This window comes from Streptomyces sp. GQ60 (assembly GCF_059758875.1).
In genome coordinates, this window is the sequence record NZ_JCAXEG010000005.1 from 314,383 (window position 1) to 327,298 (window position 12,916).

A 12,916-nucleotide genomic window follows, 5' to 3' on the forward strand; every position below is an offset into this window, starting at 1 on the left:
GGGTTCGCCCCCTTGCGACGGCCCGCGCCCCGGGTGGGGGCCGGACCCTGCGTATGGACTGTGGACCGAAGTGGAAGAGCCGGGCCGTGCGAACGCAGCACGAGCGTATCGTCATGGTGACGGGAGTCAACAGGACGCGATAGAGGCTGGGGCATACGGATGACCCGATCCACGGGATTCGCGCTCGGGGCGGACCAGGAGGAGTGGTGCGCGCGACTGCGCGCACTGGCGGCGGAGCGGCTGCGGCCGCTGGCGGAGAAGGGGGAACCTGGCCGGGTCAACCGGCGGCTGCTGGCCGCGCTGGGTGAAGAGGGCTTGCTGGGGCGGGTGTTCACCTCGGGCGCGCTGGACCTGTGCCTGCTGCGCGAATCCCTCGCCTACGGCTGCACGGAGGCGGAGACGGCCCTCGCCCTCCAGGGGCTGGGCGCCTACCCGGTCCTGCGCGCGGGGAGCGGGGCGCAGCGCGAGCGCTGGCTGCCCGGTGTGCGGGCCGGGCGGACGGTGGCGGCCTTCGCGCTGAGCGAGCCGGGGGCCGGATCGGACGCCGCGGCGCTGGCGCTCGAAGCGGCGCCCGACGGCGGGGGCGGGGGAGGGGGTGGGGGCGATGGCCGGGGCTGGCGGCTCAGCGGGGAGAAGTGCTGGATCTCCAACGCGCCCGAGGCCGATTTCTACACCGTCTTCGCCCGCACCGGAGAAGGCCCCGGGGCCAAGGGCGTCAGCGCCTTCCTGGTCCCGGCGGACCGGCCGGGGCTCTCAGGCGAGCCCCTCGACATGCTCTCCCCGCACCCGATCGGCGCGCTCGCCTTCGACGGGGTCCCGGTGGGCCCGGCCGACCTGCTGGGGGAGCCGGGTCGGGGCTTCCGGGTGGCCATGGACACCCTGAACCTGTTCCGCCCCAGCGTGGGCGCCTTCGCCGTCGGCATGGCCAGGGCCGCCCTGGATGCCACGGTGGCGCACACGGCCGCCCGCACCGCCTTCGGCGGGGTACTGGGCGACCTGCAGGCCGTGGCGCACCGGGTGGCCGAGATGGCCACCCGGACCGAGGCGGCCCGGCTCCTCGTGTACGCGGCGGCGGAGGCCTACGACGCGGACGCGGGCTCCCCGCAGGTGCCGCGGCGGGCGGCCATGGCGAAGCTGCTGGCCACCGAGACGGCCCAGTACGTCGTCGACCACGCGGTACAGCTGCACGGGGCGGCCGCCCTGCGCCGGGGCCACCTGCTGGAACACCTGTACCGGGAGGTGCGGGCGCCGAGGATCTACGAGGGGGCGAGCGAAGTGCAGCGCACGATCATCGCCAAGGAGCTCTACCGGGAGGCGCGAGAGAGGTCGGAGAGGTCGGAGAGGTCGGAGAGGTCGGAGAGGTCGGAGAGGTCCGAGATGCGGAAGGCGGGGGAAGAGTGAGCCTGGAGCGGATCAACCCGGAGGAGCTGTCTCCGGCGACGGGGTTCTCGCACGCCGTCGTGGCGAGCGGGGGCCGGCTGGTGTTCCTGGCCGGGCAGACGGCGCTCGACGGCGCGGGGAAGGTGGTGGGGGCGACGCTGCCGCAGCAGTTCGAGCGGGCACTGGCGAATCTGCTGGCCGCGCTGGCGGAGGCGGGCGGCTCGCCGGCGGAGCTGGCCCGGGTCACCGTCTACGCCGTGGACGTGGCCGACTATCGGGCCTGCGCGGCCGAACTGGGCCGGATCTGGCGGCGGTTGGCGGGCCGGGAGTATCCGGCGATGGCGGTCGTCGGCGTGGTCAGGCTGTGGGACGAGGCGGCGCTGGTCGAGCTGGACGGGCTGGCGGTGCTCCCGTAGGCCTTTCCGCAGGTGGGAGCGGGTGCCTTTGACAGTGGGCGGGGGAGGGTGGAGGGTGGAAATGCCCCGAAATAGCGGTAATTCACCCTCTCATTCTCGGAGGTGCATGACTATGCGCCGTGGGTTCGTTGCGGCGGCTGTGGCAGGAGCCGCCGGTATCACGATCGGCCTGATGCCGGTCAGCAGTGCCTTTGCCTCGGGTCTGCCACAGACGTACGACCGGTGTTCCGACTGGCGTGGAGGCGACTGGTGGCGCGACTGCTGCGATCCCTCACGTGGGCACGACCGCCCCAGCTGGTGCTGGGACGATGTCAGGGGCTGGTACCACGACGGCTCCCACAGCAACTGGCACCACGACGGCTGGAACGACAGCGGGCGCGGCGGCAACGGTGACTGGGGCCACGACAACTGGAACGACAGCGGGCGCGGCGGCAACGGTGACTGGGGCCACGACAACCGGAACCACGACAACCGGCATGACGGCGGGTGGAACGACGGCCGCCACGACTGGAGCGGCTGGAACAATTGACTCCAGTGACTCCACCCCGTTCGCGGTAGCCGCCGCCGACCGGTCCTGGAGGACCTAGCCCTCCAGCAGGTTCCCCATCCATTCCTCGATGCCCGCCACCGTGCGCGGCAGGGCGCCCGACATCAGCCGGGCGCCCTCTGCCGTGATCACCAGGTCGTCCTCGATGCGGACGCCGATGCCGCGCAGCTCCGGCGGGAGGGTCTCGTCGTCGGGCTGGAGGTAGAGTCCCGGCTCCACGGTGAGCACCTGGCCCTCTTCCAGGACTCCGTCCAGGTAGGCGTCCGCGCGCGCCTGCGCGCAGTCGTGCACGTCCAGCCCGAGCATGTGCCCGCTGCTGCACAGGGTGTAGCGCCGGTGGAGATCGCCCTCGGCGTGCTTGAGCACCCCCCACTCCGCGAGCCCCTCCGCGATCACCCGCATCCCGGCCCGGTGGAAGTCGCGGAAGCTCGCGCCCGGCCGCAGCGCGGCCATGCCCGCGTCCTGCGCGGCCAGGACCAGTTCGTACACCTGGCGCTGGACGGGGGAGAACCGGCCCGACAGCGGGAGGGTGCGGGTGACGTCCGCCGTGTAGAGGCCGTCGGTCTCCACGCCCGCGTCCATCAGGAGCAGGTCGCCCGCGTTCAGCCGGCCGTCGTTGCGGATCCAGTGCAGCACGCAGGCGTGCGCGCCCGACGCGGCGATCGTCTCGTACCCGGTGCCGTTGCCCTCGGCGCGGGCGCGGCGGTTGAAGACCCCCTCGATCCACCGCTCGCCGCGCGGGTGGGCCAGGGCGCGCGGGAGGTCCCGTACGACGTCCTCGAACCCGGCGGTGGTGTGGTCGACGGCGAGCTGCAGCTCGGCCACCTCCCACGCGTCCTTGACCAGGCGCAGTTCGGAGAGGGCGGCGGCGAGTTCCTTGTCCGCGGGGGCGTAGCGCCCCGACGGGGCGCCCAGGTCGTCCAGATGGGCGCAGCGGATGCCGGAGAGCCGCTCCGCCTCCGCGAGGTCGGGGCGCCGGCCGACCCAGAACTCCCCGTAGCGGCGGTCGCGGTAGAACTCCTCGTTGCCGCCGGTGCGCGGTGAGCGCGGGCGCAGGTAGAGGACGGCCTCGTGCCCGTGCGGGCCGGCCGGTTCCAGGACCAGGACGTGACCGACCTGGTCCTCGCCGGTGAGCCCGGTCAGCCAGGCGTACGCGCTGTGCGGGCGGAAGCGGTAGTCGCAGTCGTGGCTGCGGACCTTCAGCTCGCCCGCGGGGATGACCAGCCGTTCTCCGGGGAAGCGGGCGGAGAGGCGCGCGCGGCGGGCCGGGGTGACCGCGTACGCGGGGACGCGATCGGCGTCCGGCAGCGGAGAGGCCGCCCAGTCCGACGCCATGAAGCGGGACAACTCGGCTGACACCGGCATGTCGTGACTGCCGATGTTGAGCCCGGCGGTGGGGCGGGAGGGGGTGTCGGTCACAGGGGCTCCCTCAAGAAGATGCGAACTGGTGGGCGCACGGGTCTTGTCAGTGCAATTTCACATTACTATGTTACAGCTCACACCGCGCCCCGTTAATCCCCGTCGAACGCCGCGTGAAGCAGGGCAGTTCCGCACCCTTCCCCACCGCCCCTCCCAGCCAGGAGTACTTGGTGTCCCAGCACAGAGTCGTGCGCACGTCCCTCCTCACCGCCGCCGTCGCGGTCGCCTTCCTCACCACGGCGGGCCAGGCGGTGACCCGGGCCTCCGAGGCCGGCACCCGCGCCGACGCTCCGGGTGCCACCGCGCCCGGTACGCTCACCGGCTCCGCGACGGCTCCCCTCGGCGGGGCCCCGGGCGTCGAGGCCGGGGCGAACCCGTTCGACGAGGTCGAGCGCCTCGCCGACGCCCGGCAGGCCGCCCCCGCCCCCGCCCCGTCCCCCGGCGGCCAGGGCTCGGGCGGCCCGGCCGTCGCCGACGGCAAGGTACCCGGCGCCGTCGCCGAGCCGGCCACCGCCACCGCGCCCGCGGCCGCCACGAAGAGCGGCAGGCAGGCCGCCGCCGCCCCGGGCACCGCCGCGGGCGTCCCCTGCACCCTCGACGGGATCACCGGGCTCGCCCCGGAGCGGTTCGCCGACTTCCTCGCCGACCCGGCCGTCACCGCGGCCAAGGGCGGCTGCCTCTCGGGCCTCCTCTGGACCTGGGACGCCCGCCTGGCCCCCGTCATGTCGGACGTCCACGTCCAGGCCGTCTCCCGCCGGATATACGCCCTGGCCGCCTCCCACGACGGCCTGAACTCCTCCCACCTGGAGGAGATGTTCACCTACCTGCACGCCGTGGCCTACCACGACCACTCCCGCACCGAGATCGACGTCACCGACGCCCCGACCGTCGACGCGATGCGCCAGGCCGTCGCCGCCTTCGCGGGCGCCGCCCGCACCTTCGACGCCACCGCCTCCAACGCCCGCACCCTGCGCGAGGCCCTCTACGCCGGCTCCGCCCCCGGCCTGCGCCAGCACCAGCTCGGCCTGATCAAGAACGTCCTGGCCGCCATGGACCCGTCGCACACGGCGACGCACCTGGACACCGCCTGGGCGGGCGCGGCGCTCGCCGCCCTCTCCGTCAACTACCTCGGCGTGTACAACAACGACACCGCGTTCCACGCGGCGGCCGCCGCCGACGGCCCGTACCGCGCCACCTTCAAGAACTTCGCGACGTACGCCCACCTCAAGGGCACCGCGAACGCCTGGGTGGCGCGCGACGCCATCGCCGAGTTCGGCCGCTTCGGCCAGATCGCGGGACTGAGGGACGGGACCGTCGCCGACCTCGGCGCGCTCCTGGGCCCGGCCCGGGCCGCCTTCGGCGACGGCGGCGAACCGTGGGCGAAGGCCGTCTCCTGGCTCAACTTCTACCAGGCCTGCAAGCCGTACGGGGTGTGCAAGGAGGACATCGAGAGGGAGCTCTTCCCCCACACGTTCACGTACGACAACGGCGCCATCAAGGTCCGCACCGCCCTCGACCAGGCCACCGTCGACCAGCTCTACTACGCGAGCAAGCAGGTCAAGACCCAGTACCACCGGGTCGTGGGCGCCGACCAGCCGATCGCCGGGGACCCCAACCCCACCCTGAACATCGTGCTCTACGCCTCCCGCGCGGACTACGTGAACTACCACCCGGTCCTCACGGGCTACGGCACCAACAACGGCGGCATCTACATCGAGAACGGCGCCACCTTCTACACCTACCAGCGCCGCGTCCCGCAGGACTCCCAGCTCACCCTGGAAGAGCTCTTCCGCCACGAGTACGTGCACTACCTCAACGGCCGCTTCGCCGTCCCCGGCTCCTTCGGCCAGGGCGCCTGGTACCAGGGCGACCGCACGACCGCCATGGACGAGGGCACCGCCGAGTTCTTCGACGGCGCGACCCGCGACAACGGCATCGCCGTGCGCAAGTCCCTGATCAAGAGCATCATCAACGACACGGCGGCGGGCGGCCCGCGCATGTCGGTGAACCAGCTGCTGCACGCCACGTACGCCAACGACGGCTTCCGCTTCTACGGGTACGCCGGTGCCTTCTTCGAGTTCCTGTGGGCCGAGCAGCCCTCGAAGCTGCGGGAGATGTACGGGTACCTGCGGGCCGACGACCCGGCGGGCTTCGACGCCTGGCGGAGCCGCATGGGCCGGGACGCGGCCGTCCAGAGCGGCTACGACCGGTTCCTGGACGCCCAGATCGCCAAGGTCGACCAGCTGTTCGTGCCGAACACCTCCTTCACCCCGAACGCGCAGCTGCGCGACGCGGCGCTCGCGGACGTGAAGTCCACCTTCGCGACGGCCACGTACAGCGCCCCGGACTGCGTGGAGAACGGCGAGCCGGGCAAGCGCCGGTTCACCTGTACCGGCATGATCACCGCGAACCTGAAGGACTGGCGCAGCGACGACCAGAACTTCAAGGACATGTCCGAGACGGTCGACTACTTCATCCTGGACCGGGCGGGCGCGGCCTCGAACAACCTGGCCGACATGAACTGCTCCTTCGGTGCGCTGGACATCTGGACCAACCGGGTGGCGGGAACGTCGAGTTACAGCTGCGAGGGCCCGCTGCGCGGCTGACCTCGACCGGCTCTGTCCCCCTTTAAAGAAATGTGACATATTACTGTCGTGGCCAGACATTCCGCGGACCTCGTGATCATCGGCGCCGGCGTCGTCGGAGCCGCGTGCGCGTACTACGCGGCGCGCGCCGGACTCCGCGTGGCCGTCGTCGACCGCGGCCCGGTCGCCGGCGGCACGACCGGCGCCGGCGAAGGCAACCTGCTCGTCTCCGACAAGGAGGCGGGCCCCGAACTGGACCTCGCGCTGCTGTCGGCGCGGCTCTGGCGCGGGCTCGCGCTCGATCTTCCGCGGGAGATCGAGTACGAGGCCAAGGGCGGCCTGGTCGTCGCCGCGTCCGAGGCCACCGTGAAGGCCCTGCGGGGCTTCGCGGACGGCCAGCGCGCGGCCGGGGTCGACGCGGTCGAGGTCGGACCGGGGGAGCTGCGCGAACTGGAGCCCCACCTCGCCCCGGACCTGGCGGGCGGCTTCCACTACCCGCAGGACGCCCAGGTCCAGCCGGCCCAGGCGGCGGCGCGGCTGCTGGCCGCGGCGCCGGGTGTCGCGGTCCACCTCGGGGAGGAGGTCACGGAGCTCCTCCGGGGCCCGGCGGGCGAACTCCGCGGAGTCCGCACGCCCCGCCGCGACCTCCTCGCCCCGGCGGTGGTCAACGCGGCCGGCACCTGGGGCGGGGCGGTGGCCGCGCTGGCCGGAGTCGGCCTTCCGGTGCTGCCCCGGCGGGGGTTCGTCCTGGTGACGGAGCCGCTGCCGAGGGTGGTGCGGCACAAGGTCTACGCCGCGGACTACATCGCGGACGTCGCGAGCGGGTCGGCGGCGCTGCAGTCCTCGGCGGTGGTCGAGGGGACCCCGGCGGGGCCGGTCCTGATCGGCGCCACCCGCGAACGGGTCGGCTTCGACCGCTCGCTGTCGACGGAGGCGCTGCGCCGGCTGGCGGCGCAGGCCGCGGCCCTCTTCCCGGTCCTGGCGGACGTGCGCGTCGTGCGCACGTACCACGGCTTCCGCCCGTACCTGCCGGACCACCTTCCGGCGATCGGTCCGGACCCGCGGGTCCCGGGCCTGTTCCACGCCTGTGGCCACGAGGGCGCGGGCATCGGGCTGGCGCCGGGTACGGGTGCGCTGATCGCGGCGTTCCTGACGGGGGCGGCGCCTGCCCTGGACCCGGGCCCCTTCGACCCGGCGCGCTTCGCGGAGCCTCCGCGATGACCGGGGGCGCGGTGCGGCGCCGTTGCCGGGGACCGGTCCCCGGACCCCTGCGCCTCAAACGCCGGCGGGGCTGGGGTTGGCCTGGTGGGTCTTGGCTGCGGGTGGGGCCGGTGCCGGGGGCGGGGTGGGGTGTCGGCCTGGACTGCATGATTTGGGCGCCCTGTGATCCGCTTCGAGTGGGATGGGCTTCTTTCGCGCCACAAATCACGCTTTACGTCCCGGCCGACACCCCACCCCGCCCCCGTCCCCGGCCCGCCGCATCCAGCCCCGCCGGGGTTTGATCTTTCAGCCGTCCGGCGTTTGAGGACCGGGGTCTGGGGCGGAGCCCCAGGGGCCGGGCGCAGCTCGGGGGCCTGCTTTCAGCCCGTCCGGCGTTTGAGGGCCGGGTCAGGGCCGGCCCTGGGCACGGTGGAAGGGGGGGAGGGGACGGCCCCGCAGGGCAACCGCAGTGCGGAACGTGCACCGAGGTAGAGGAACTAGGAGGACGGAAGCGATGAGCGAAGCTACGAGGGGCCGGCGGAGGTCGCCCCGCGACCTGGTGGGCGGGGCTGCTGCCGAGAGCTGGAGCCTCCGCTTCGACGACCGTGAACTGCCGGCCCAGTCCGGGCAGAGCATCGCCGCCGTCCTCTGGTCCGCCGGCATCCTCGCCTGGCGCACCACCCGCGAAACCGCCGCCCCCCGCGGAGCGTTCTGCGGCATCGGGAGCTGCTACGACTGCCTCGTCACCGTCAACGGCCGCCCGAACCAGCGCGCGTGCCTCGTCCCCGCCCGCCCGGGCGACCACGTCACCACTCAGGAAGGGACCGGACATGACGACCTCGCCGTCTGAATCCCCGCCCGCCGACCTCGCCGTCGTCGGCGCCGGCCCCGCCGGCCTCGCCGTCGTCGGCGCCGGCCCCGCCGGCCTCGCCGCCGCGGTGACGGCAGCCGGCCTGGGCCTGCGCGTCACCCTGTTGGACGCGGGGGAGCGGCCCGGCGGGCAGTACTACCGTCATCCCGCGCCCGGACTCGGCGCGGCCCGCCCCGAGGTCCTGCACCACGGATGGTCCGCCTTCGCCTCGCGCGAAGCCGCCCTGCGCGCCCATGCGTCGGCCGGCCGGATCACGTACCTGCCCTACCACCACGTCTGGACGGTGACCCCGGACAGCGGCGGCGGCCCCGCCTGGACCCTGCACGCCGTCGCGGGCCCGGACGAGGCCCCCGCCACGGTCCGCGCCCGCGCCGTCCTGCTCGCCACCGGCGCCTACGAGCGCCAGCTCCCCTTCCCCGGCTGGACCCTGCCCGGGGTCGTCGGGGCCGGCGGGGCGCAGGCCATGCTCAAGGGCGGGCTCGTGCTCCCGGGCAGCCGGGTCGTCGTCGCCGGGAGCGGGCCCCTGCTGCTCGCCGTGGCCGGCTCGCTCGCCGCCGCCGGAGCCCGGGTGCCCGCGGTCGTGGAGGCCGCGGCGTACACCGGCTACGCCGCCCACGCTCCGGCCCTGCTCCGCAACCCCGGCAAGCTCGCCGAAGGCGCCACGTACGGCGGGGCCCTGCTCCGCCACGGGGTGCGCCTCCTCACCCGGCACGCCGTCACCGAGGCCCACGGCACCGACCGGGTCGAGGCCGTCACCGTGACCCGCCTCGACCGGGACTGGCGGCCGCTCCCCGGCACCGCCCGCCGCATCCCCTGTGACGCGGTGGCCGTCGGTCACGGGCTCGTGCCGCAGTTGGAGCTGGCCACCGGCCTCGGCTGCGCCACCCGCCCGAGCCCGGACGCCACCGTCGCCCTGGAACTGGACGCGGAGCAGCGCACCTCCGTCACCGGGGTCTGGTCCGCCGGGGAGACCGGTGGCATCGGTGGAGCCCAACTGGCCTTGGTCGAGGGGGAGATCGCCGCCCACTCCGTCGCCGGCCGGCCGGTCCCGGCGCGCCTGGACCGTACCCGTACGAGGCTGCGCGCGTTCGCCGCCGCGATGGCCGGCGCCCACCGCCCGGGCGACGGCTGGACCGGCTGGCTGCGCGAGGACACCGACGTGTGCCGCTGCGAGGAGGTCCCGGCGGGCCGGATCCGGGAGGCCGTCGAAGACCTGGGGGCACGGGACGCCCGTACGGTCAAGCTCCTCACCCGGGCCGGCATGGGCTGGTGCCAGGGCCGTATGTGCGGCCCGGCCGTGGCCGCCCTCGCCGGGACGGAGCCGGCTCCCGACCGCAGGCCGCTGTCCTGCCCGGTCCCCCTTCGGCACCTCGCCGCACTTCCCGAGGAGCCTCCGGCCGCGCTTTCATCCGAACTTCCCTGACGGGACCGCCGACAGGGCGGCCGCACCTCTTGTGGCCACGTCACACCCACTAGTAAAATGTCACACATCACCCTAGGGAGCACTCTCATGACCCACGCGCACACCCCCGCGCCCGCCGGTACGGACACCCGCACCCGCCCCTGGCACGGCATCATGGTCGCCACCACCCTGCCCCTGCGGGAAGACCTGAGCGTCGACCACGACGCCTACGCCGAACACGTGGCCTGGCTGATCGCCAACGGCTGCGACGGCGTCGTCCCCAACGGTTCCCTCGGCGAGTACCAGACCCTCACGGACGAGGAGCGCGCCCGCGTCGTCCGTACCGCCGTCGAGGCCGCCGGCGACGGCGCCCGCGTGATGCCCGGAGTCGCCGCCTACGGCAGCGCCGAATCCCGCCGCTGGGCCGAGCAGGCCGCCGAGGCCGGCGCCGGATCGGTGCTCCTGCTGCCGCCGAACGCCTTCCGGGCCGACGCGGACACCGTGCGCGCCCACTACGCCGAGGTCGCCCGCGTCGGCGTGCCCGTCGTGGCGTACAACAACCCCATCGACACCAAGGTGGACCTCGTCCCGGCCCTGCTGGCCCGGCTGCACGCCGACGGCTCCATCGTCGCCGTCAAGGAGTTCAGCGGCGACGTGCGCCGCGCCTACGAGATCGCCGAACTGGCCCCGGGCCTCGACCTGTTGATCGGCGCCGACGACGTGCTGCTCGAACTGGCCCTGGCCGGCGCGGTCGGCTGGATCGCCGGCTACCCCAACGCGCTCCCGCAGGCCTGCGCCACCCTCTACCGCGCCGCCGTCGCGGGCGACCTCGACACCGCCCTGCCGCTCTACAAGTCCCTGCACTCCCTGCTGCGCTGGGACTCCAAGACCGAGTTCGTCCAGGCCATCAAGCTCTCCATGGACCTGGCGGGCCGGCCCGGCGGCCCGACCCGCCCGCCCCGCTTCCCGCTCACCGGCGAGATCGAGGCCGGCGTCCGCGCCGCCACCGAGAAGGCGCTCGCCGAGGGCCTCAACTAACTCAGTCCGAGGGGAACTTGATGCGCACCCGAAACATCTACCACGCGGTGGACTCGCACACCGAGGGCATGCCCACCCGGGTGATCACCGGGGGAGTCGGGGTGATTCCCGGCGCCACCATGGCCGACAAGCGGCTCCACTTCATCGAGCACCTGGACCACCTCCGGACCCTGCTCATGTACGAGCCGCGCGGCCACTCCGCGATGAGCGGCGCCATCCTGCAGCCCCCGACCCGCCCGGACGCCGACTTCGGCGTCCTCTACATCGAGGTGTCGGGCCTGCTCCCCATGTGCGGGCACGGCACCATCGGGGTCGCCACCGTCCTGGTGGAGACCGGCATGGTGCCCGTCGTCGAGCCGGTCACCACCGTCCGGCTCGACACCCCGGCCGGGCTGGTCAGCGTCGACGTCCGCGTCGAGGACGGGGCGGCCACCGCCGCCACCTTCACCAACGTCCCGGCCTTCTGCGTCGGGCTCGACCTCAAGGCCGAGGTCCCCGGCTACGGCACGGTCACCTACGACCTCGCCTACGGCGGCAACTTCTACGCCTTCGTCGAACTGGACTCCCTCGGGCTCCCCTTCGACCGGGAGCGCGGCGACGACCTGCTCGCCGCCGGCCTGGCCGTCATGGAGGCGGTCAACGCCTCCCCGGACCGGCCCGTCCACCCCGAGAACCCCTCCTTCGGCGGGGTCAAGCACGTCTACCTCGCCGCCCCCGGATCCGACGCCAACCGCTCCCGGCACGCGATGGCCATCCACCCCGGCTGGTTCGACCGCTCGCCCTGCGGTACGGGAACCAGCGCGCGCATGGCGCAGCTGCACGCCCGCGGACTCCTGCCCCTGGACACGGACTTCGTCAACGAGTCCTTCATCGGCACCGAGTTCACCGGCCGCCTCGTAGCGGAGACCACGGTGGGCGGCCGCCCGGCCCTCGTGCCCACCGTCACCGGACGGGCCTGGATCACCGGCACCGCCCAGTACTTCCTCGACCCGTCCGACCCGTTCCCCGGAGGGTTCCTCCTGTGACCGTCGTACGAACCGTGGACTACCACACCGCGGGCGAGCCCTTCCGCATCGTCGATCTCACCACCGGGGGCGCCCCGCCCGTGCCCGGGGACACCGTCGCCGAGCGCTGCGCCACCGCCATCGGGCCGGGGGGATCGGGCACCGCCCCGCGGCGCGGCGCCCTGGACGACGTACGGCGGCTCCTCGTGCAGGAGCCGCGCGGGCACGCCGGGATGTACGGGGGCTTCGTGGTCCCGCCCGACGACGACGGCGCCCACTTCGGGGTGCTGTTCTGGCACAAGGACGGCTACTCCACCGCCTGCGGCCACGGCACCATGGCGCTCGGTGCCTGGGCCGTGGACACCGGCCGGGTCGCCGCCCCGGACGACGGGGACGTCCAGGTGCGGATCGACGTGCCCTCGGGGCGGGTCGGCGCGACCGTGCACCGCGCCGGTGGCCGCACGACCGGGGTCACCTTCCGCAACGTCCCGGCCCGCACAAGCGCCCGCAAGGTGCCCGTCGCCACCACCCTGGGCATGGCCGAGGTGGACATCGCGCACGCCGGGGCCTGCTACGCCTCCCTGCCGGCCCGGGACCTCGGCCTCGACGTGAGCCTGACGTCCCTGCCCGAGCTCGTGCGGGCCGGGAAGGAGATCCGGGCCGCCCTCGCCACCCACCCCGGGACCTGGCACCCGGACGGGCCGCTGCTCTCCGGGGTGTACGGGGTGACCCTGTACGAGGAGCTCCCCGACACCCCCTTCGGGCCGCACCAGCGCAACGTCACCGTCTTCGCCGACGGGCAGATCGACCGCTCGCCCTGCGGTTCCGGCACCTCGGCGCGGCTGGCGCTGCTGGCCGAGGACGGGCGGCTGGGGGAAGGGGAGGACCTGCTGCACGAGTCGGTCGTGGGCACGGTGTTCACGGGCCGCGTCGCCGCGCGGGTCGCCGGCGGCGTGGTCACGGAGGTCACCGGCACCGCGTACCGCACGGGCGAACACCTCTTCAGCGCCGACCCGCAGGACGCGCTCGGCACGGGGTTCCTCCTGTGATCCCC

11 protein-coding genes are annotated in these 12,916 nt (G+C 73.9%); 10 read left to right on the forward strand and 1 reads right to left on the reverse strand.

Annotation, left to right across the window (positions count from 1 at the left end; translation table 11 throughout):
- Positions 1 to 159 precede the first annotated feature (159 nt).
- The 3 genes from AC6CKD_RS15530 (at position 160) to AC6CKD_RS15540 (ending at position 2,325) form a co-directional block, all read left to right on the forward strand.
- A complete protein-coding gene (locus tag AC6CKD_RS15530; protein WP_498327876.1) occupies positions 160 to 1,401 on the forward strand; it encodes an acyl-CoA dehydrogenase family protein in 1,242 nt (413 codons plus the stop codon).
- A complete protein-coding gene (locus AC6CKD_RS15535) occupies positions 1,398 to 1,796 on the forward strand; it encodes a RidA family protein (protein ID WP_498327877.1) in 399 nt (132 codons plus the stop codon). The genes AC6CKD_RS15530 and AC6CKD_RS15535 overlap by 4 nt, the downstream gene beginning before the upstream one ends.
- 172 nt (positions 1,797 to 1,968) lie before the next feature.
- A complete protein-coding gene (locus AC6CKD_RS15540; RefSeq protein WP_498327879.1) occupies positions 1,969 to 2,325 on the forward strand; it encodes a hypothetical protein in 357 nt (118 codons plus the stop codon).
- A 54-nt stretch (positions 2,326 to 2,379) separates the two neighbouring features.
- Here the strand turns inward: AC6CKD_RS15540 and AC6CKD_RS15545 are convergent, their stop codons facing one another.
- A complete protein-coding gene (locus AC6CKD_RS15545) occupies positions 2,380 to 3,708 on the reverse strand; it encodes an aminopeptidase P family protein (RefSeq protein ID WP_498328131.1) in 1,329 nt (442 codons plus the stop codon).
- Between the two features lie 224 nt (positions 3,709 to 3,932).
- On the opposite strand from AC6CKD_RS15545, the gene AC6CKD_RS15550 reads away from it, so the two are divergent.
- From AC6CKD_RS15550 to AC6CKD_RS15580, 7 genes are all read left to right on the forward strand, one after another.
- A complete protein-coding gene (locus AC6CKD_RS15550) occupies positions 3,933 to 6,368 on the forward strand; it encodes a collagenase (protein WP_498327880.1) in 2,436 nt (811 codons plus the stop codon).
- A 48-nt stretch (positions 6,369 to 6,416) separates the two neighbouring features.
- A complete protein-coding gene (locus AC6CKD_RS15555; protein WP_498327881.1) occupies positions 6,417 to 7,568 on the forward strand; it encodes an NAD(P)/FAD-dependent oxidoreductase in 1,152 nt (383 codons plus the stop codon).
- A 493-nt stretch (positions 7,569 to 8,061) separates the two neighbouring features.
- Positions 8,062 to 8,397: a (2Fe-2S)-binding protein gene (locus AC6CKD_RS15560; protein ID WP_498327883.1), complete on the forward strand. Its 336-nt coding sequence runs from the start codon at positions 8,062 to 8,064 to the stop codon at positions 8,395 to 8,397.
- Positions 8,378 to 9,841, forward strand: coding sequence for an FAD/NAD(P)-dependent oxidoreductase (locus tag AC6CKD_RS15565; RefSeq protein WP_498327884.1), 1,464 nt, complete (start codon positions 8,378 to 8,380; stop codon positions 9,839 to 9,841). Before AC6CKD_RS15560 ends, AC6CKD_RS15565 begins: the two co-directional genes overlap by 20 nt.
- Positions 9,842 to 9,928: 87 nt before the next feature.
- Positions 9,929 to 10,858, forward strand: a complete 930-nt coding sequence (locus AC6CKD_RS15570; protein WP_498327885.1) for a dihydrodipicolinate synthase family protein — start codon at positions 9,929 to 9,931, stop codon at positions 10,856 to 10,858.
- Between the two features lie 20 nt (positions 10,859 to 10,878).
- Complete coding sequence (locus tag AC6CKD_RS15575) at positions 10,879 to 11,883, forward strand: proline racemase family protein (protein ID WP_498327886.1); 1,005 nt, start codon at positions 10,879 to 10,881, stop codon at positions 11,881 to 11,883.
- Positions 11,880 to 12,911, forward strand: a complete 1,032-nt coding sequence (locus AC6CKD_RS15580) for a proline racemase family protein (RefSeq protein ID WP_498327887.1) — start codon at positions 11,880 to 11,882, stop codon at positions 12,909 to 12,911. The genes AC6CKD_RS15575 and AC6CKD_RS15580 overlap by 4 nt, the downstream gene beginning before the upstream one ends.
- Positions 12,912 to 12,916 lie beyond the last annotated feature (5 nt).